The organism is Jiella soli, from assembly GCF_020615385.1.
Classification (GTDB): Bacteria; Pseudomonadota; Alphaproteobacteria; order Rhizobiales; family Rhizobiaceae; genus VKMB-3413.
In genome coordinates this window covers 39,934-59,638 of the sequence record NZ_JAJAVB010000044.1, presented here as the reverse complement: position 1 = coordinate 59,638, position 19,705 = coordinate 39,934, and the positions used below count along the sequence as shown (strand labels likewise).

21 protein-coding genes are annotated in these 19,705 nt (G+C 66.1%); 7 read left to right on the top strand and 14 right to left on the bottom strand.

The features are described from left to right. Positions 1-23 precede the first annotated feature (23 nt). The 13 genes from odhB to LH400_RS24510 all read right to left on the bottom strand — a co-directional run bounded on the left by odhB (position 24) and on the right by LH400_RS24510 (position 12,908). The gene (odhB, locus tag LH400_RS24570; protein ID WP_229156110.1) at positions 24-1,637 is read right to left on the bottom strand and encodes a 2-oxoglutarate dehydrogenase complex dihydrolipoyllysine-residue succinyltransferase; all 1,614 of its coding nucleotides are present in this window, start codon (positions 1,635-1,637) and stop codon (positions 24-26) included. 46 nt (positions 1,638-1,683) lie between these two features. Then, the gene (locus LH400_RS24565) at positions 1,684-4,668 is read right to left on the bottom strand and encodes a 2-oxoglutarate dehydrogenase E1 component (RefSeq protein WP_229156109.1); all 2,985 of its coding nucleotides are present in this window, start codon (positions 4,666-4,668) and stop codon (positions 1,684-1,686) included. Between the two features lie 325 nt (positions 4,669-4,993). Then, entirely contained in the window at positions 4,994-5,905 is a 912-nt protein-coding gene (gene sucD / locus LH400_RS24560; RefSeq protein ID WP_229156108.1) for a succinate--CoA ligase subunit alpha, read from the bottom strand. Positions 5,906-5,951: 46 nt separating this feature from the next. Next, complete coding sequence (locus LH400_RS24555; protein WP_229156107.1) at positions 5,952-6,368, bottom strand: PIN domain-containing protein; 417 nt, start codon at positions 6,366-6,368, stop codon at positions 5,952-5,954. Continuing rightward, a complete protein-coding gene (locus LH400_RS24550) occupies positions 6,352-6,609 on the bottom strand; it encodes a DUF6364 family protein (protein ID WP_229156106.1) in 258 nt (85 codons plus the stop codon). The genes LH400_RS24555 and LH400_RS24550 overlap by 17 nt, the downstream gene beginning before the upstream one ends. A gap of 77 nt (positions 6,610-6,686) precedes the next feature. Then, positions 6,687-7,307, bottom strand: a complete 621-nt coding sequence (locus LH400_RS24545) for a hypothetical protein (RefSeq protein WP_229156105.1) — start codon at positions 7,305-7,307, stop codon at positions 6,687-6,689. Positions 7,308-7,381: 74 nt separating this feature from the next. Continuing rightward, the gene (locus LH400_RS24540) at positions 7,382-7,585 is read right to left on the bottom strand and encodes a hypothetical protein (RefSeq protein WP_229156104.1); all 204 of its coding nucleotides are present in this window, start codon (positions 7,583-7,585) and stop codon (positions 7,382-7,384) included. After that, a complete protein-coding gene (gene sucC / locus LH400_RS24535) occupies positions 7,585-8,775 on the bottom strand; it encodes an ADP-forming succinate--CoA ligase subunit beta (RefSeq protein ID WP_229156103.1) in 1,191 nt (396 codons plus the stop codon). Before sucC ends, LH400_RS24540 begins: the two co-directional genes overlap by 1 nt. 68 nt (positions 8,776-8,843) lie before the next feature. Then, positions 8,844-9,806 carry a malate dehydrogenase gene (gene mdh / locus LH400_RS24530; protein WP_229156102.1) on the bottom strand — a complete coding sequence of 321 codons (963 nt, stop codon included), beginning with the start codon at positions 9,804-9,806 and terminating at the stop codon, positions 8,844-8,846. A gap of 336 nt (positions 9,807-10,142) precedes the next feature. Next, positions 10,143-10,547 carry a helix-turn-helix domain-containing protein gene (locus LH400_RS24525; RefSeq protein ID WP_229156101.1) on the bottom strand — a complete coding sequence of 135 codons (405 nt, stop codon included), beginning with the start codon at positions 10,545-10,547 and terminating at the stop codon, positions 10,143-10,145. Continuing rightward, a complete protein-coding gene (locus tag LH400_RS24520) occupies positions 10,544-11,080 on the bottom strand; it encodes a Smr/MutS family protein (protein ID WP_229156100.1) in 537 nt (178 codons plus the stop codon). The genes LH400_RS24525 and LH400_RS24520 overlap by 4 nt, the downstream gene beginning before the upstream one ends. Beyond that, positions 11,077-12,183, bottom strand: a complete 1,107-nt coding sequence (gene mltA / locus LH400_RS24515) for a murein transglycosylase A (protein WP_229156099.1) — start codon at positions 12,181-12,183, stop codon at positions 11,077-11,079. Before mltA ends, LH400_RS24520 begins: the two co-directional genes overlap by 4 nt. A gap of 17 nt (positions 12,184-12,200) precedes the next feature. Further along, the gene (locus LH400_RS24510; protein WP_229156098.1) at positions 12,201-12,908 is read right to left on the bottom strand and encodes a Tim44/TimA family putative adaptor protein; all 708 of its coding nucleotides are present in this window, start codon (positions 12,906-12,908) and stop codon (positions 12,201-12,203) included. 205 nt (positions 12,909-13,113) lie between these two features. On the opposite strand from LH400_RS24510, the gene LH400_RS24505 reads away from it, so the two are divergent. Beyond that, entirely contained in the window at positions 13,114-13,659 is a 546-nt protein-coding gene (locus tag LH400_RS24505; protein ID WP_229156097.1) for an FxsA family protein, read from the top strand. A 239-nt stretch (positions 13,660-13,898) separates the two neighbouring features. Next, positions 13,899-14,405 carry a protein-export chaperone SecB gene (secB, locus tag LH400_RS24500; RefSeq protein ID WP_229156096.1) on the top strand — a complete coding sequence of 169 codons (507 nt, stop codon included), beginning with the start codon at positions 13,899-13,901 and terminating at the stop codon, positions 14,403-14,405. Between the two features lie 160 nt (positions 14,406-14,565). Here the strand turns inward: secB and dnaQ are convergent, their stop codons facing one another. After that, positions 14,566-15,303 carry a DNA polymerase III subunit epsilon gene (dnaQ, locus tag LH400_RS24495; RefSeq protein WP_229156095.1) on the bottom strand — a complete coding sequence of 246 codons (738 nt, stop codon included), beginning with the start codon at positions 15,301-15,303 and terminating at the stop codon, positions 14,566-14,568. 153 nt (positions 15,304-15,456) lie between these two features. Between dnaQ and LH400_RS24490 the strand changes: the two genes are divergently transcribed. The 5 genes from LH400_RS24490 to sbmA all read left to right on the top strand — a co-directional run bounded on the left by LH400_RS24490 (position 15,457) and on the right by sbmA (position 19,658). Then, positions 15,457-16,017 carry a Uma2 family endonuclease gene (locus LH400_RS24490; protein ID WP_229156094.1) on the top strand — a complete coding sequence of 187 codons (561 nt, stop codon included), beginning with the start codon at positions 15,457-15,459 and terminating at the stop codon, positions 16,015-16,017. Between the two features lie 131 nt (positions 16,018-16,148). After that, the gene (gene hisF, locus LH400_RS24485; protein ID WP_229156093.1) at positions 16,149-16,934 is read left to right on the top strand and encodes an imidazole glycerol phosphate synthase subunit HisF; all 786 of its coding nucleotides are present in this window, start codon (positions 16,149-16,151) and stop codon (positions 16,932-16,934) included. 44 nt (positions 16,935-16,978) lie between these two features. Next, positions 16,979-17,302, top strand: coding sequence for a phosphoribosyl-ATP diphosphatase (locus tag LH400_RS24480; protein WP_229156092.1), 324 nt, complete (start codon positions 16,979-16,981; stop codon positions 17,300-17,302). Then, positions 17,299-18,270: a type I pantothenate kinase gene (coaA, locus tag LH400_RS24475; RefSeq protein WP_229156091.1), complete on the top strand. Its 972-nt coding sequence runs from the start codon at positions 17,299-17,301 to the stop codon at positions 18,268-18,270. Before LH400_RS24480 ends, coaA begins: the two co-directional genes overlap by 4 nt. Positions 18,271-18,401: 131 nt before the next feature. Then, positions 18,402-19,658, top strand: coding sequence for a peptide antibiotic transporter SbmA (sbmA, locus tag LH400_RS24470; protein ID WP_229156090.1), 1,257 nt, complete (start codon positions 18,402-18,404; stop codon positions 19,656-19,658). The last annotated feature ends 47 nt before the right edge of the window (positions 19,659-19,705 follow it).

Here is a 19,705-nt window from a genome sequence, read left to right as displayed (position 1 = left end):
CCGGGATCATGTCTCGTCCGAGATCAGAGGTCGAGCACCAGGCGCTCGGGATCCTCCAGGCTCTCCTTGACGCGCACCAGGAAGGTCACAGCCTCCTTGCCGTCGACGATCCGGTGGTCGTAGCTGACCGCCAGGTACATCATCGGGCGGATGACGACCTGGCCGCCGATCGCCATCGGCCGCTCCTGGATCTTGTGCATGCCGAGGATGCCGGACTGCGGGGCGTTGAGGATCGGCGTCGACATCAGGGAGCCGTAGACGCCGCCGTTCGAGATGGTGAAGGTGCCGCCCTGCATGTCGGCCATGGACAGCTTGCCGTCGCGCGCGGCCCGGCCGAGGCGGGAGATATCCTTCTCGATCTCGGCGATCGACATCTGGTCGGCATCGCGCACCACCGGCACGACGAGGCCCTTGTCCGTGCCGACGGCGACGCCGATGTGGCAGTAGTTCTTGTAGACGAGGTCGGTGCCGTCGATCTCGGCGTTGACCGCCGGGACTTCCTTCAGCGCGTGGCAGACGGCCTTGGTGAAGAAGCCCATGAAGCCGAGCTTGGTGCCGTGCTTCTTCTCGAAGAGGTCCTTGTACTTCTTGCGCAGCTCCATCGTCGCGGTCATGTCCACCTCGTTGAAGGTGGTCAGCATGGCGGCGGTGTCCTGCGCGTCCTTCAGCCGCCTGGCGATGGTCTGGCGGAGGCGCGTCATCTTGACCCGCTCCTCGCGGGCCTCGTCGCCCTCAGACGACGGTGCGCGCGGCGCCTTGGCCTCGGCCGGCTTTTCCTGTGCGCTCGACGGTGCGCCCCTGGCAATCGCGGCGAGAACGTCGCCCTTCAGCACCTGGCCCTTGCGGCCCGAACCCTCGACGTCGCCGGAGGAGAGGCCCTTCTCCTCCATGATCTTGCGGGCCGAAGGCGCCGGCGGACGGCCGCCATTCGCCTCCGCCTCGGCGGCGCGCCGCGGATGCTGGTCGGTCCCGGAGCCTGGATGGGAGGCGGCAGCGGCGGCTCCATTTCCGGACCCGGCAGATGCGCCTTCCTCGATCTTCAGGAGCAGCGCGCCGACTTTCACCTCGTCGCCCTGGCTGACGGCCATCTCGCGGATGACGCCGGCGACCGGCGAGGGAATCTCCTGGGCGGCCTTGTCGGTCTCGAGTTCGAGCAAGGATTCGTCGACCGCGACACTGTCGCCGACCTTCTTGAAGACCTGGCCGACGGTGGCCTCGGTGACCGATTCGCCAGCCGCCGGCACGTTGACCGCGACGAGTTCGCCGGAGGCGGCCGGAGCCGCGGCGTCGCCGGTCGCCCCGCCGCCGTAGTCGGCCCTGGTCTCGCCGGCCGCGTCCGCCTTGGCCTCGGCGCTCTTCGGCTTCTCGGTCGGCCGGGTTTCGCCGGACGCCCTACCCTCGCCCTCGCCGATCGCCCCGATGACGGCGCCGACCTCGACGGTCTCGCCCTCCTGGACGGTGACGTCCTGGAGCACGCCCGCCGCCGGCGCCGGCACTTCCACCGTCACCTTGTCGGTCTCCAGCTCGGCAATGGTCTCGTCGAGCTCGACGCGGTCGCCCGGCTTCTTGAACCATTGGCCGATGGTCGCCTCGGTGACGGACTCGCCCAGGGTCGGGACTTTGATTTCGGTGCTCATGGGTTCCGTTCGTTCTCTCGGGATCTCGTTCTGGGCCCGGCCGCGGTCAGCCGAGCGCGTCTTCCAGGAAGGCTGCAAGCTGCTTCTGATGGTTGGCCATGGTGCCGGCCGCGGGCGATGCCGATGCCTGGCGGCCGGTGTAGCGGACGCGGCGCTTTTCCGCGCCGATATGGTCGAGCACCCATTCCAGATAGGGATCGATGAAGGACCAGGCGCCCATGTTTTTGGGCTCTTCCTGACACCAGACCATCTCGGCCTGCTTGAAGCGGCCGAGTTCGTTGATCAGCGCCTTGGCCGGGAACGGATAGAGCTGTTCCAGACGCAGGAGGTAGACGTCGTTGATGCCGCGCTTCTCGCGCTCTTCCAGAAGGTCGTAATAGACCTTGCCGGTGCACATCACGACGCGCCGCATCTTGTCGTCCTTGACGAGCTTGATCGGCGAATCCTTCTGCATCTCCGCATCGTCCCACAGGAGGCGATGGAAGCTCGTCTCCCCGGCCATTTCTGCGAGGTTCGAGACCGCCCGCTTGTGGCGCAGCAGCGATTTCGGCGTCATCAGGATCAGCGGCTTGCGGAAATCGCGCTTCAGCTGCCGCCTGAGGATGTGGAAATAGTTCGCCGGCGTCGTGCAGTTGGCGACCTGCATGTTGTCCTCGGCGCACATCTGCAGGAAGCGCTCGAGCCGGGCCGAGGAGTGTTCCGGACCCTGGCCCTCATAGCCATGCGGCAGAAGGAGCACGAGGCCCGACATGCGCAGCCATTTGCGCTCGCCGGACGAGATGAACTGGTCGATGATCACCTGGGCGCCATTGGCGAAGTCGCCGAACTGGGCCTCCCACAGGGTCAGGGCGTTTGGCTCGGCGAGCGAGTAGCCGTATTCGTAGCCAAGGACGGCCTCTTCGGAGAGCATCGAATTGATGACCTCGTAGACGGCCTGGCCCTTGGCGAGATGGGCGAGCGGGATGTGCCGCGCCTCGGTCTCCTGGTCGTAGAGAACCGAGTGGCGCTGCGAGAAGGTGCCGCGCTCGGAATCCTGGCCGGACAGGCGGACCGGATGACCCTCGGTGACGATCGTGCCGAAGGCGAGTGCCTCGGCAGTCGCCCAGTCGATCCCCTCCCCGCTCTCGACCATCTTGGCGCGATTGTCGAGGAAGCGCTGGATCGTGCGGTGGACGTTGAAGCCCTCGGGCACGGTCGCGAGCTTGGCGCCCATTTCCTTCAGCGTCTTCATCGGCACGCCGGTCACGCCGCGGCGCGGCTCGTCCTCCTGCTCGGCCTTGCGCAGGCCGGACCAGGCGCCGTCGAGCCAATCGGCCTTGTTCGGCATGTAGGACTGGCCGGTCTCGAACTCCTCATCGAGTGTCTTGCGCCATTCGCCGCGTCGCTCGTCGATCTGCTCCTGGCTAAGCACGCCCTCGTCGACCAGCTTCTTGGCGTAGATCTCGAGCGTCGTCGGATGATCCTTGATCGTCCGATACATGATCGGCTGGGTGAACGCCGGCTCGTCGCCCTCGTTGTGGCCGTAGCGCCGGTAGCAGAACATGTCGATGACGACCGGCTTGTGGAACTTCATCCGGAATTCGGTCGCCACCTTCGCGGCATAGACGACCGCCTCCGGATCGTCGCCATTGACGTGGAAGATCGGCGCCTCGACGATCTTGGCGACGTCGGAGGGATAGGGCGAGGAGCGCGAGAAGCGCGGATTGGTCGTGAAGCCAATCTGGTTGTTGATGATGAAGTGAAGGGTGCCGGCGACGCGGTGGCCGCGCAGGCCCGACAGGCCGAAGCACTCGGCGACGACGCCCTGGCCCGCGAAGGCCGCGTCGCCATGGATGAGCAGCGGCAGGATCTGCGCCCGGGTCTCCAGAGGCACGATCTCGTTGCGCGAGCGGCCGGCGATCGCGTCCTGCTTGGCGCGGGCCTTGCCCATCACCACGGGATCGACGATCTCGAGATGCGACGGATTGGCGGTCAGCGACAGATGCACCTTGTTCTGGTCGAACTCGCGATCGGACGAGGCGCCGAGATGGTACTTCACGTCGCCCGAGCCTTCGACGTCCTCGGGCTTGAACGAGCCGCCCTTGAACTCGTGGAAGATCGCCCGGTGCGGCTTGCCCATCACCTGGGAGAGCACGTTGAGGCGGCCGCGATGGGCCATGCCGAGGACAATCTCCTTCAAGCCCATCGAGCCGCCGCGCTTGATGATCTGCTCGAGCGCCGGGATCAGCGCCTCGGCGCCGTCGAGGCCAAAGCGCTTGGTGCCCTTGTATTTGACGTCGAGGAACTTCTCGAAGCCCTCCGCCTCGATCAGCTTGTTGAGGATCGCGCGCTTGCCTTCATTGGTGAAGGCGACGCCCTTGTCCGGGCCCTCAATGCGCTCCTGCAGCCAACCCTTCTCGTCCGGGTTGGAGATGTGCATGAACTCGATGCCGAAGGTCGAGCAATAGGTGCGCTCGAGAATATCCACCATCTGCCGGATGGTCGCGAACTCCATGCCGAGCACGTTGTCGATGAAGATCTTGCGGTCGTAATCTTCCTCGGTGAAGCCGTAGGCCTTCGGCGACAGCTCATTGTAGTCGTCGTCGGCGGGCTTGGCGATGCCGAGCGGATCAAGCTTGGCGTGGAGATGGCCGCGCACGCGGTAGGCGCGGATCAGCATCAGCGCGCGCACCGAATCGCGTGTCGCCTGATGAACCGCCTCGCTGGAAATGTCGACGCCCTGCGCCTGTGCCTTTTCCTTGACCTTGGTCTCGATGCGCTGCTCGCTCGCGCCCCAGTCGCCGTCGAGCGCGGAGACGAGTTCGCCGTTCATCGGGATCGGCCAGTTCGCACGGCTCCAGGACGGGCCCTCGGCGTTCTTCAGGACGGTGCGCTTCTCGTCCTTCAGCTCCTTGAAGAACTCGCCCCATTCGGCCGCGACCGAGGCCGGGTCCTGCTCGTATCGAGCGTAGAGCTCGTCGATATAGTCGGCATTGCCGCCATAAAGGAAGGAAGTGAGCGCGAAGTTCTCGTTCGCCTGACTGCGTGCCATCGGTGCCGTCGCGACGCGCCTCGCGCCGCCCTCTGTCATTGTCCGCCTTGGGTCCCGGCGACCGCCTGTCGGCCGGGTATCTCGCGCGAACCGGATGGGCTCAGTTTCCGGCGAGGAAGTGGCACGCGAGCCCGTCGCGCCACCTTTTTCTGTCCATGTGCCGATACGTTCCATGAACGAAATCGGTTGCAGAATGATTGCGTCACCCGGCCGGATCGGGGCCCCGAGCGGATCGCCATCCGCTCTCACCTTCTGCTTCGCGCATGATGTGATCCGAAAAGTCATGCAACTTTTCGGCATCATGCTCCGGGCCCCGCACCGCCGCTCAGCCCTTGAGGACCTCGACCAGCGTCTTGCCGAGCTGCGCCGGCGACGGCGATACCCTGATGCCCGCCGCCTCCATCGCCGCGATCTTGTCCTCCGCACCGCCCTTGCCGCCGGAAACCACCGCGCCGGCATGGCCCATGGTGCGACCCTTGGGCGCGGTGCGGCCGGCGATGAAGCCGACCATCGGCTTCTTGCGGCCCTTGGCGGCTTCGTCCTTCAGAAACTGCGCCGCCTCCTCCTCGGCCGAGCCGCCGATCTCGCCGATCATGATGATCGACTGCGTCGCCTCATCGGCGAGGAACATTTCGAGGACGTCGATGAACTCGGTGCCCTTGACCGGATCGCCGCCGATGCCGACCGCCGTGGTCTGGCCGAGACCCTCATTGGTCGTCTGGAAGACCGCCTCGTATGTAAGCGTTCCCGAGCGCGATACGATCCCGACATTGCCCTTCTTGAAGATGTTGCCCGGCATGATGCCGATCTTGCACTCTTCCGGCGTCAGGACGCCCGGGCAGTTCGGCCCGATGAGGCGGGACTTCGACTTGTCGAGCTTGGCCTTCACCTTGACCATGTCCATCACCGGGATGCCCTCGGTGATGCAGACGATCAGGTCGATCTCGGCGTCGATCGCCTCCTCGATGGCGGCCGCGGCGCCTGCCGGGGGAACGTAGATGACCGAGGCGGTGGCGCCGGTCTTGTCCCTGGCCTCGGCGACCGAGGTGAAGATCGGCAGCTGCACGGTCTTGCCGTCGGCATTGCCTTCCCACATCTCGCCGCCCTTCTTGGGATGCGTGCCGCCCACCATCTGCGTGCCGTAATAGGCGAGCGCCTGCTCGGTGTGGAAGGTACCGGTCTTGCCGGTCAGCCCCTGCACGATGACCTTGGTGTTCTTGTCGACCAGAATGGACATGGGCTTTCTAACTCCTTGAAGGTCACCCTGCTTCGGGAGAAGGGCGTTACAGAAACGGGTTGATCGCAGTCACCGACCCGTAGGCCTGACAGTGGCTGAGATCTTCGGTGTAGAGCGTTTTCGCCCCAAGCCGCTCGGCCGCGGCGATGATGGCGCCATCCCAATAGGAGATCTGGTAGCGCTGGGAAACGTCGATGCCGGCGAGGACCAGACGCTCGTCGACAGTAACGCAGGGCTTGCGCCCGAGAAGCGAGACCCAACGCCGCGCGTCGTCCAGGGGCAGAGGCGGCTTCGCCTTCCGGGTCGCGTTGGCGTAAAACTCGGCGAGAACCTGCCCACTCGTGCCGAACGGAGTGGTAAGCAGACCGTGAGCGACCTGCCACTTAGCGGGTTCGTCAGCCTGACCGGTGGCGGCGTAGATGAGGATGTTGGTGTCGAGAAAAACATCAGCGCCAGCGATCAAACCGCGGCTCTCCGGAATAGGTATCCTCGCGGCTGGGGCGCCAATCACCCAGGCCCGCCTTGCTCTCACGAGATAGCTTCAGAAGCTCCTCGGTGACTTCGTCGCGCTCCTGCTCCTGCTCGACCAGCCGCTGCAGATAGGTGCGAACCATTTCGTTGACGCTCGTCCTGCGCATCGCGGCGAGGACGCGCACCTTGTCGAGGAGATCCTCGTCGATGGCGAGAGTGATGTTCTTGGCCATTGGCGTTTCGCCGATCAGCGTCTACACGGGTTATGTGGAGCACATATCCTGCGTGTCCATTCGCGGCAAGGGGATACTCACCCCGCCGGCTTCGCGCCAGACTTCTTGCCGAGCTCCGTCAGCTCCGCCCGTCCCATGTTGAGGACGAAGCGTCCGCTGCCGCCGGCCGGGATCGCGGTCATCGTCACGACCTGACCCTGATCGTCGACAAAGCTCCAGAAGCCGGCACCCTTCTGGGTCATGCCGACTACGCCGCCGCCGCCCTCGATGCCCTCGATCTCGCTCAGCTTGTCGGTGCCCAGATCGCCGGGCTTGGCCGCCAGCACCATCTGGCAGCTCGATGCGGCGACGTGAGGGAACTGCACCCGGCTGATCGTCAGAAAGCTGCCGTCGTCCTTGGTGGCGGAAAAGAGACCCGCGGCGGCGGCCACCCCGGCGGCGAGCCCGCCTCCGTTCGGATCCATCGACATCCAGCCGCGTTTCAGCGCCAGGCTGCCGGCGGCGGGAATGTTCGTCATCCCCGTCGAGCAGATCTCGAGGTAGTCGGCGAGCGTCTTCGACACGCCCTCGGGCGCCGTCAGCGGCAGCTTCAAGCTACCCGCCGCGAACGCTTGCGTCGCCAGCGCGATCGAAAGCCCGAATGCCAGCGCGGCCCGGGTCGTCTTGCCAGTCGCGCCATTCGCCCGATTGCCGGCCATGGCCTCTTCTCCGTCTATGTCTTGTCGCAAAGTTCCCCCGCGACGACCCTTTTTGCGGGTCGCGGCGGCGGTGCTTACGAACGATCCTCCAGGATCCTTCGGATCTGGCGCAGTTCTCGAACGGTCTCCTGACTGGCCTCGAGAATGCGATTGTTGATCGCCTCGGTATCGGCGACATGGCGATCCATGGCCCGGCGCGATCGCCGCATCAGCCAGATCGCCACCGCGATCAGCAACAGAAGCGGCAACCAGGCGGCCAGAATATCGGCGACGTCCATCAGCCGACGGCGGCGACGATCTTCTTGGCCGCGTCGTCGAGGTCGTCGGCGGCCGTGATGGCAAGACCGCTGTCGTTGAGGATCGCCTTGCCCTTGTCGACATTGGTGCCTTCGAGGCGCACCACCAGCGGCACCTTCAGCCCGACTTCCTTCACCGCCGCGACGACGCCCTCGGCGATGACGTCGCAGCGCATGATGCCGCCGAAGATGTTGACCAGGATGCCCTTCACGTTCGGATCGGCGGTGATGATCTTGAAGGCCGCGGTGACCTTCTCCTTGTTGGCGCCGCCGCCGACATCAAGGAAGTTCGCCGGCTCCTTGCCGTAGAGCTTGATGATGTCCATCGTCGCCATGGCGAGGCCTGCGCCGTTGACCATGCAGCCGATATCGCCGTCGAGCGCCACATAGGCGAGGTCGTATTTCGACGCCTCGATCTCCTTGGCGTCCTCCTCGCTCTCGTCGCGGAGCGCCTTGATGTCCTCATGGCGGAACAGCGCGTTGCCGTCGAAGGAGACCTTGGCGTCGAGGACCCTCAGATGCCCGTCGGTCATGACGATCAGCGGGTTGATCTCCAGAAGGCTCATGTCCTTCTCGGTGAAGGCCTTGTAGAGGATCGGGAAGAGCTGCATGCCGTCGACCTTGGCCGGGCCGCCGAGCTTCAGCGCGTCGCACAGCTTCTCGGCGTCGCTCGCCGTCACACCCTTCGTCGGGTCGATCGCGACGGTGACGATCTTCTCCGGCGTGTCGTGGGCGACCGTCTCGATGTCCATGCCGCCCTCGGTGGAGACGACGAAGGCGACCTTGCCGACCGCCCGGTCGACCAGGATCGAGAGATAGAGCTCACGGTCGATATCGGCGCCGTCCTCGATATAGAGGCGGTTCACCTGCTTGCCGGCTTCGCCCGTCTGCTTGGTGACGAGGGTGTTGCCGAGCATTTCGCGGGCGTTGGTGACGACCTCCTCGACGGATTTGGCGAGGCGCACGCCGCCCTTGGCCGCGGGCGAGAGTTCCTTGAACTTGCCCTTGCCGCGTCCGCCCGCATGGATCTGGCTCTTCACGACATAGAGCGGGCCGGGAAGCTGCTTCGCCGCGGCCTCGGCCTCGTCGGCGGAGGTGATCGCCACACCCTTGGCGACCGGCGCGCCGAAACCCTTGAGGACTTCCTTGGCCTGGTATTCGTGAATGTTCATCTTGGTCTCGTCCTCGTCGGAAGGCTCGAAAAAGGAACGGGCCGCTCATTGCGAGCGGCCCGGTGGAATCACTTGAGGTTCGGCGCGATGCCCTGGCAGGCTTCCATCAGGCCCTTGACCGAACCGATGGACTTCTCGAACTGCGCCTTCTCGTCGGAGTTCAGGTCGATCTCGATGACCCGCTCGACGCCCTCGGCACCGATCACGCAGGGAACGCCGACATACATGTCCTTGAGGCCGTATTCGCCCTTCAGCGCGGCGGCACAGGGCAGAACCCGCTTCTTGTCCTTGAGGTAGGCTTCCGCCATCTCGATCGCGGAGGCGGCCGGGGCGTAATAGGCCGAGCCGGTCTTCAGGAGACCGACGATCTCGGCGCCGCCGTCACGGGTGCGCTGGATGATCTCCTCCAGGCGCTCCTTGGTGCACCAGCCCATCTTCACGAGATCGGTCAGCGGAATGCCGGCGACCGTCGAATAGCGCGGCAGCGGCACCATGGTGTCGCCATGGCCACCGAGCACGAAGGCGGTCACGTCCTCGACGGAGACCTTGAACTCCTCGGCGAGGAAGGTGCGGAAGCGCGAGGAATCCAGCACGCCGGCCATGCCGACGACCTTGGCCTTGGGAAGCCCGGAGAACTTCTGCAGCGCCCAGACCATGGCGTCGAGCGGGTTGGTGATGCAGATCACGAAGGCGTTCGGCGCGTATTTCGCGAGGCCGGCGCCAACCTGCTCCATGACCTTCAGATTGGTGCCGAGGAGGTCGTCGCGGCTCATGCCGGGCTTGCGCGGCACGCCCGCCGTCACGATGCAGACGTCGGCGCCCTCGATGGCGGCGTAGTCGTTGGCGCCGGACAGGCGCGCATCGAAGCCCTCGACCGGGCCGCTCTCGGCGATGTCGAGCGCCTTGCCCTGCGGCGTGCCCTCGGAAATGTCGAACAGGACGATGTCGCCGAGTTCCTTCACGCTGGCCAGATGGGCGAGAGTGCCGCCGATCATGCCCGAACCGATGAGTGCGATCTTGCTACGCGCCAAGGTCTCTTTCCTCCGGTGGCTGCAGCCGCGCGCGGACGGATCGCCGTGGCGGCACGTTGATTTCGCGAATGCGGCAGCGGCGGGCGCAGGCCCACGTCGCCGGATCCAGGGTCACGACAGGGTCGCAAGGACTTGCCGCTCGGGAATGTGGCCGAAAGGCCGTCCCCGGCAATGGGTGCGATGCAACGGTGCCGCCGTCGCGCGGTGGCTTAGCCCCGTCGGCAGCCGCTTGCAACAATCAAAACGCGGGGTCAGAGATTACAATCGGTTAGATTTTTCTGGACTTACGTAAAAGTAAGAGTTTTGATCCGACCTCGGGCGCTTTTCCGGTTCCTCTCAGGGCCGGGCTCTCCTCCGGCGGCGGCGCTCCTCCTCCTCCGCCCGCGCTCCGGCCAGCTCCAGCTCCGCCAGCAGCCGCCGGATATCGTCCGGATGAAGGATCGCGATCGTCTCCGCCAGCCGGTTGGCCAGCGCCGTCGCCTCCGGTCCGAGGCCGGCCGTCTCGACCGTCACCTTGGGGTGGGAAAGTTCGGCCAGCCGCTCGAGTTCCTCCGCATCGTCCCAGATGACGTTGAGATAGCCGATGATGCGCTGCAACAGGTCCCAGCTCGGCCGCCCCCGCCTTCCGTGTTCGAGCGCCGAGAGATAGGCGCTGGACACGTTCAGCGCGGCGGCCATGTCGCGCTGGGTCACGCCCTTGGCCTTGCGCAGCGCGCGGATGCGTTCGCCGAAGGGCGTCATGAGCGCTTGCGGACGCGCACATAGAGCGCGCCCTCGCCGCCATGATGCCGCTCGGCACTGTCGAAGCCGGAGACGAGCGAGCGGAACTCCGGCCCGGAAAACCATTGCGGCACGACCCGGCGCAGGACGCCGCGCGAGCCGAAGGCCGAACCGCGGCCGGTGATCACCAGGACATGGCGGAGCCCCATGGCCTGGGCCTGCCTGAGGAAGCCGACCAGCGCGTCATGCGCCCGCGCCTGGGTCATCTCGTGGAGGTCGATCCGCGCTTCGATGGCGAGCCTGCCCTTGGCGAGCTTCTTTCGGGTCGGCCGTTCGAGCGGGTGCTGGCTGAGGCGGCGGCGCACGGCGTCGGACGGTGGCTGACCCGCCAGCGGCTGCTGCGCAGGCGGCGGCGGCGCGGCCGGCACCTTGGCGGGCGGTTCGGGCGTGTCGGGCAGTTCGGGAAAGCTCTTGCCCTTCAGCGGGATCGCCGAGCGCGCGACGCCGGCCCAGAGCCTTGCGTCGTCGGCGCTCAGGCCGCGGCGGCGTCTCATTCGGCGAGCCTTTCGGCCAGCGCCGGCGGGACGAAGAGGGTGAAATCGGCGGCATGCCGGATCCGGCCGGCGACCGCGCCCGCAACCGGGCCGGAGCCGATGAAGATGTCGGCGCGGGCGGGGCCGAGAATCGCCGAGCCGGTATCCTGCGCGATCATCAGACGGCGGAGCGGCGAACTGTCGAGGAGGAGTTCGGGAGCAGAAATGAAATAGGGCACGCCATAGGTCGCGAGCAGCCGGTCGACGGCGATCGAGGCGAGCGCCGTCAGCGGCACCTTGGCCGCGCCGACGGGACCGAGGCCGGGATCCTCGACCGGAAATTCGCGAAAGAAGATGAAGGACCGGTTACGGTGGAGGAGCGGCCGGACCTCGTCCGGATGGCTTGCGAGCCAGGCCCTGATGCCGTCCATGTCAGCCTCGACCCGGGTGAGTTCGCCGCGCTCGATCAGGACGCGCCCGATCGCGGTGAACTCGTGGCCGGTCTTGGCGGCGTAGCCGACCCGGACCTCGTGCCCGCCCGCGAAGCGCAGCCGGGCCGAACCCTGGACATGGATGAGGAAGGCCTCGACCGCATCGTCGAGCCAGGCGATCTCCAGCCCGCGCCCGGCGAGGAAGCCGTTCTCGATCGCCGCGCGGTCCGGATATTCGACGAGGTCGCCATCCGGCAGCCGCCGGGCGAAGCGGAAGGACGGGTCGAAGCCGAACGGCCGATTGTCGTCGTCGATCTTCACGAGATCGTCCGGCGGCTGATAGAGCGGAAAGCGGAAATGCTCGGTGCGCACCGGCGAAGCGTCGACCACCGGCTCGTAATAGCCCGTCACGAAGCCGGGCAGCGGGCCGTCCGCACCTTCCGGAACGATCCGCAACGGCACGAAGGCGCGCTCGAAGAATTCCCGTGCCTGCGGCCCCGCCAGATCACCGGACGCCAGGGCCGCCTCCGCCGCCTCGGCATAGTCGCTGACGGCGATGCCGAGGGAGCCGGTGGGAAAGGCGCCGGCGCGAAGCCGCTCGGCGCTGCGGCGGAAGGCCGCGAAAGCCAGAGCGTGGTCGGCTTCCTGCCAGCCCGAAAGATCGGAAAGGCTGCGGCGGACGAAGGCGGTCATGGCTCCCGCGCTCCGGATCAGGCGTCTTCGGATTCGGTCCCGACCAGCTTCCAGTTCGGGTCGCGCGAGCGGGTGTCGCGAGCGAAGGTCCACACGTCCTTCACCTCGACGACCGTCTCGGGATCGCCGTCGACCACCGCGCCGGAGGCATCCTGGACCGAGGAAATCAGCTGCGAGACGATGCGGATGGTCACGAGCGCCTCGCGATCCTTCATCTCGGCAGAGACCATGGTCGCCTCGTCGATGCCAACGAAGGAGGACTGCATGCGCTGGCCGAGCCGCTCGCGCTCGGCGATCGCCTTGTCGAAGCCGTCATAGACCTCTGCGGACAGAAGATTCTTCAGCAGGCGGCGGTCGCCGTCGGCAAAGGCGTTGACGATCATTTCGTAGGCGACCTTGGCGCCTTCGAGGAACTCTGCCGGCTCGAAGCTCGGATCGGCGTCGCGAATCCGGCGAAGCTCGACATTGAGCGCCGAGCCGGGCTTGGCGACCTTGTCGACCGCCTCGTAGCTGATCCGGCCCGCGCCGCTCTCGTCATCCGCGTTGCGGCGCTGCGGCAGCGTCACGACATTGCCGTTGCCGGCAACCTCTTCACGCGGGGTCTCCGGCCGCGAATACGGATCGAAGGGTGGTCGCTCATTTCCAGTGCGACGGCCCAGCACATTGCGAAGCTGAAACAGAACGATCGCCGCAAGCACTATAAAGAAGATCGTCCCGAAACTCATCGCGCGCTGTTACCTCGATCCGCTATATCGTTGTCCGGCCGACTTTTCATATAGAGATCGACGGCAACGCATTCAAACGAAAGACCGTGATCCCTATGTCATGGATGTCGCATCCGGCCGAGCGGTTTGTCACCGCCCGATGGATCGGCGCTCGTCCGCCCACGACTTCAAGGTCTGCGGGTATCCGAACTGGAGTGTCACGTCCATGCCCTTTGCCCTGATCCCTTTCGCGCTCCTCGTCATTCCGGTTCTGGAGATCGCGGTCTTCATTCTCGTCGGCAATCTCATCGGCCTGTGGGCGACGCTCGGGCTGGTCATCCTGACCGCCGCGATCGGCTCGATCCTTCTGCGACGCCAGGGCCTGGGAACGCTGCGGCGAATCCAGTCCGAGATCAATGCCGGCCGAATGCCGGGGCGCGAGCTCGTCGACGGCGTGATGATCGCCGTCGCCGGCGTCCTTCTGCTGACGCCGGGCCTCGTCACCGACACGATCGGCTTCCTCCTCTTCGTCCCGGGGATCCGCGAGGCGATCTGGTCGCAGCTGAAGCGCCGCGCCGTCGTCGTCGGCACCAGCGGGTTCCGCGCCGCTTCGCAGCAGGGCGAGACGCCGCGCGATCCGCGCCGGCGCCCGGCCGGGCCTGACGTCGTCGACCTGTCCGGCGAGGACTATCATCGCCATCCCGATCCGAACTCGCCGTGGCATGCGGGCGATGACCGGCCGGACAATCCGGGCAACCGTACGCTGCACTGAGCCCAGGCGCGGCTTTCGCCCGGGAAGCCCAGCCGGCGGGCCTGACAAGGCGATCGACGCGTGCCGCGCGCTCTTTTCGGGAGCGGCCGGCGTCCTTGTCCTCGCCCGCCCTTTAGTGATAGCCCTCCGCCGGAGATGCTTTTCCTGCCGGTCCGCGCCCGCCGCGAAGCCGGCGTCTTCCCGGACAGGCTCGGGCCAATCACCGGCCGGTTCGGGTTCCACATCCGATGGGAGACCCAATGTCCGACACCCAGGACCAGAACGCCGGCAACGGCGCCGCCGCCGAAGGCAGCAATCCGCCCGCGATCAACATCTTGACGCAGTATATCCGGGACCTTTCGTTCGAGAGTCCGAACGCACCGGGAGTTCTGCGCGGCCAGACGCGCGGGCCGGCGATCAATATCGGCGTCAATGTCGGCGCCAACCAGATCCCCAATACCGACGGCGAATACGACGTCCGCCTGACGCTGAACGCCAAGGCCGGCGAAGGTGCCGAGATGTTGTTTCACGTGGAACTGGAATATGGCGGCGTGTTCCGGCTGCAGAATTTCCCGCAGGAGCACCTCCTGCCGGTGCTGTTCATCGAATGCCCGCGGCTGCTCTTCCCGTTCGCGCGCCAGGTCGTCGCCGACATCACCCGGAACGGCGGCTTCCCGCCGCTGATGATCGACCCGATCGACTTCGCCCAGCTGTTCCAGCAGCGCATGGCCGAGGAGCGCGCGCGCCAGCAGGTTCAGACAAGCTGATCCGACAGCCGCCCCACGGCGGCGAGAGACGACATGTGAGACGCCGGTGCGGATCCCGCATCGGCGTTTTTTTGTGGGCCGTTCACTTTGTGGGCGTTGATTAAGAGCTGCGACGCCACGGCCCGCGCATGGGGTTGGGCGCCTTCCAGAGGCCGAAGCCTCAGTCGGCGGTCACGAGCGCCGCGTCTTCTGCAGCCCGACGTTCGAGATAGCGCCACCAGACCGCCTCGTCCCCGAGCGTCTCGACGAAGGCCCGGTGCGCCGCGATCTCCGCTGCGGTGAGCCGCGGCGGCAGAGGCGCGGGGCGCGGGCCGATGCGCAGGACCTGCCCGTTCTCCTCCTCCGAGCCGCCGCTACCGCTCTCCATGACCAGGCCGAGCGCCGCTTGGCGGCCGCCGATCAGCTCGATATAGACCTCGGCGAGAAGCTCGGAATCGAGCAGAGCGCCGTGCTTGTCGCGCCGGCTCGTGTCGACGCTGAAGCGCGAGCACAAGGCGTCGAGCGTCGCCGGCGCCATCGGAAACTTGCGCCGTGCCATCGGCAGCGTGTCGACGACGATCCCGGGATCGATCGGCGGCTGGCCGATCCGCGCCAGCTCGGCATTGAGGAATTGGACGTCGAAGGCGGCATTGTGGGCGATCAGCTTCGCCCCGGAGAAGAAGGCGAGGAACTCCTCGGCGATCTCCTCGAACAGCGGCTTGTCGGCGAGGAAGTCGTCGGAAATGCCGTGGACGTCGAAGGCGGCGGGATCGACCTTGCGGCCGGCGGGCCGGATGAAGGCGTGATAGTTCTTGCCGGTCGGGATGTGGTTCCAGAGTTCGACGCCGCCGATCTCGATCACCCGCTCGACCGCGGGGTCGAGGCCGGTGGTTTCCGTATCGAAGACGATCTCGCGCATGGCCGCACTCCCTGCTGCCCCTTCCGTCGCAAATGGACGGGGCCGGGGCAAGCGCGCGATGGCACTTGCCCTCTCATTCCACAGCCGATCGCAATCCGGTAAGGTCGGCGAGGCGAGAAATCGAGCGGCGAGGCTTTCCGCCAAGGAGGCGCCATGAACATCCAGGCACCAGCCATCCGCACGGCCGACGACTTCCTGCGTTGGAACGAAGGGCGCGAGGGGCGGCGCGAATTCGTCCGGGGGAGCATCGTCGAGATGATGACGGGCGGAACGAGGCGTCACGCCGAACTCATGCTGCAGCTGGCAATCGTGCTGAAATCGGCCCTGGCCTCATCCGACTACATGGTGGTCGCGGCCGACTATGCGATCAGAACGCCGGTCGGCGTGCGCTATCCGGATGTACTCGTCGAACCGGCCGCCGCCAGCGACGACAAGAGCCTGGCGACGGACCAGGCACTCCTCATTGCCGAGATCCTCTCGCCCTCCTCGCTCGCCACCGATTTCGGCGAGAAGGCGCAGGAATACACCGCGCTGGGCACGCTCCGCCACTATCTCGTCCTGTCGCAGGACGAGCCGCGGGTCTGGCTGTGGTCGCGTGGCGGAGACGGCGCGTTCGCAAAGCCGGAGATGATCGTCGGCGCGGACGAGACGATCGACCTCGCCGGGCTCCACATCCGCATTCCTCTTGCCGAACTCTATCGCGGCGTCGCATAAGCTGGCTCTGGAGCCCAGGGCGGGCGGCGGGGCTTCCCGCGCCCGGCGCTCTCAGTGCGGCGAATACGGCCGGCCTTTCGAGACCGGCGGATGACAGATGCCCGGGCGGGCATGACGGACGACAGACGCGAATGACCCTCAAAGCCCGCATCATCCCCTGTCTCGACGTCAAGGACGGCCGCGTCGTCAAGGGCGTCAACTTCGAAGGCCTGCGCGATGCCGGCGATCCGGTGGAGGCGGCGAAGGCCTATGATGCGGCCGGGGCGGACGAACTCTGCTTCCTCGACATCACCGCCTCTTCCGACGATCGCGAGACCATCTTCGACGTCGTCGCCAAGACCGCCGAGCAGTGCTTCATGCCGGTGACGGTCGGCGGCGGCGTACGGACCGTCCAGGATGTGCGCAAGCTCCTGCTCGCCGGCGCCGACAAGGTCTCGATCAACACCGCCGCCGTGAATCGCCCCGAATTCGTGGCCGAGGCCGCCGACAAGTTCGGCGATCAGTGCATCGTCGTGGCGATCGACGCCCGGCGGGTCACCGACGACGCGGCCGAACCGCGCTGGGAGATCTTCACCCATGGCGGCCGCACGCCGACCGGCATCGACGCCGTCACCTTCGCCCGCCGCGTCGTCTCGCTCGGCGCCGGCGAGATCCTTCTGACCTCGATGGACCGCGACGGCACCAAATCCGGTTTCGACATTGCGCTCACCCGCGCGGTCGCCGACGCCGTCGCCGTGCCGGTCATCGCGTCCGGCGGCGTCGGCACGCTCGACCATCTCACCGCCGGCATCCGCGACGGCCATGCGGGCGCCGTCCTCGCCGCCTCGATCTTCCACTTCGGCACCTATACGATCGCCGAGGCGAAAGCGCACATGGCGGCAGCGGGCGTCGCGATGCGGCTCGATCCGGCCGGCTGAACCCAAACGAACGCGCCTCGGAGCGCCGTCGACCAAGGGCATCGATGACAGACTTCACCCTCTCAGATCTCGAAACCATCGTCGCGGCGAGAGCCGCCTCGGACGATGCCTCCTCCTATACGGCCAAGCTCGCGGCCAAGGGCATCGGCCATGTCGCCAAGAAGCTCGGCGAGGAGGCGACGGAAACCGTGATCGCCGCCATCAGCGAGGACGACGAGCGTCTGGCCTCGGAGGCCGCCGACCTTCTCTATCATCTCCTGGTCGCACTCAATCTGCGCAAGGTCCCGCTCAGCGCGGTCATGGCCGAGCTCGGCCGGCGGACCACCCAGACCGGGCTTCAGGAGAAGGCGGGGCGCAGCGCCGGATGAACGGGGTCGTCGACCAGCTCGCGCCTGCCAAATATTCGCCCTACCGGGTGTTTTCGGCTGAGGACTGGGCGAAGTTCCGGGCCGATACCCCGATGACGCTGACGGCGGACGAGGTCGGCCGGCTACGCTCGCTCGGCGACCCGATCGACCTCGACGAGGTCTCGCGCATCTATCTCGCCGTGTCGCGGCTGATCTCCGCGCATGTGGAGTCTTCGCAGCTCCTATTCCGCCAGCGCCAGCGCTTCCTCTCCGGCGACGGAACCGGCCAGAAGACGCCCTTCATCATTGGCATCGCCGGATCGGTCGCCGTCGGCAAATCGACGACGGCCCGTATCCTGAAGGAGCTGATGACGAGGTGGCCGTCCTCGCCCAAGGTCGACCTCGTCACCACGGACGGCTTTCTCTTTCCGAACGTGGTCCTCCAGGCGGAGGAGATGATGCAGCGCAAGGGATTTCCGGAAAGCTACGACGTCGGCGCGATCCTGCGCTTTCTGTCCGACATCAAGGCCGGCCGGGAGCGCGTCGAGGCGCCGGTCTACTCGCATTTCGTCTACGACGTCGTGCCGAACGAGCATGTCGTCGTCGACCGGCCGGACATTCTGATCTTCGAGGGGCTCAACGTCCTGCAGGTGCACGAGATGCCGAAGGACGGCAAGGCGATCCCCTTCGTCTCGGACTTCTTCGACATCTCGATCTATATCGACGCGGACGAAGCGGCGATCCGGCGCTGGTACATCGACCGGTTCATGCGGCTGCGCGAAACCGCCTTCCGGCAGGAAGGCTCGTTCTTCCACCGCTATTCTAAGATTCCGGACGCCGAGGCGCTCGCCATCGCCGAGGGCCTGTGGGTCAACATCAACGGCAAGAATCTCCACGAGAACATCCTGCCGACGCGCCCGCGCGCCGACCTGATCCTGCGCAAGGGCGAGAACCATCTGATCGAGCAGGTCGCGCTGAGGAAGCTCTGACCCCTGCTCCCAGGGGTTCGCCCTTACCAACATTTCACCGCACGCCAGCCGCCGCGGCGTTTAGATAGCCCGGCAACACGCCGGCGGCAGGGCCGCTCGCGTCCGATCCCGTCCGAGCGAAGGACCAAGCCTTGTTCGTCTCCTTCTTCCCGAAACCCAAACCCTTCTTCATCTCCGCCGCGCTCTGGACGAGCTTCGCCATCGGCCTCTGGTACGCGATCGGGGAAAGCCTCGGCTCGATCTTCGGCTTCCCGCCACTCGCCGCCGGCGCCGCACCGATCGTCGGCGTCTCCGTCTTCTGGTCGGCGCCGTTCCTGTGGTTCTACCTCTATTACGCGGCGATGGTCGCGCTGTTCGCGGCCTTCTGGACGATCTACGCACCGCATCCCTGGGCGCGGTGGTCGATCTTCGGTTCGGCGCTGATCATCTTCACGACCTATTTCCAGGTCCAGGTCTCGGTCGCCATCAATTCCTGGTACGGCTCGTTCTACGACCTCATCCAGGCGGCGCTGTCGAAGTCCCGCCCGGTCACCGTCGAAGAATTCTATCAGGGCGTCTACACCTTCCTCAGCATCGCGCTCATCGCGGTGACGATCGCGGTCATCACCCGCTTCTTCATCAGCCACTATATCTTCCGCTGGCGTTCCGCGATGAACGACTTCTACATGAGCCATTGGGGCAAGCTCCGGCGCATCGAAGGCGCCTCGCAGCGCGTCCAGGAAGATACGATGCGCTTCTCGACGACGACCGAGGGCCTCGGCGTCAGCCTGATCGACTCGGTGATGACCCTGATCGCCTTCCTGCCGGTGCTCCTCGTCCTGTCGAAGGGCATCACGACCCTGCCGGTGGTCGGCGAAGTGCCCTATGCGCTGGTCTTCGCCGCCCTGGTCTGGTCGGCCTTCGGAACCGGCTTCCTGGCACTCGTCGGCATCAAGCTGCCGGGCCTGGAATTCCGCAACCAGCGGGTCGAGGCAGCCTACCGCAAGGAACTCGTCTATGGCGAGGACGATGCGGACCGGGCCCAGCCGCCGACGGTGCGCGAGCTGTTTTCGAACGTAAGGCACAATTACTTCCGGCTCTATTTCCACTACATGTATTTCAACGTCGCCCGGATCGGCTATCTCCAGACCGACAACATCTTCTCGCTGATCATTCTCGGTCCGACGATCGTCGCCGGCGCGATCACGCTCGGCACGATGAACCAGATCGTCAATTCCTTCGATCAGGTGCGCTCGTCCTTCCAGTACCTCATCAATTCCTGGACGACGATCGTCGAGCTGATCTCGATCTACAAGCGGCTCAGGGGGTTCGAGGCGGCGATCCACGACGAGCCGCTGCCCGAGATCGACCAGCGCTGGCTGGAAAGGCAGGAAAGCCCGGCGGAATAGCCGGCTTCGAACCGGCGCAGGTGCTGGAAAATATAGGGCTTTTGCCG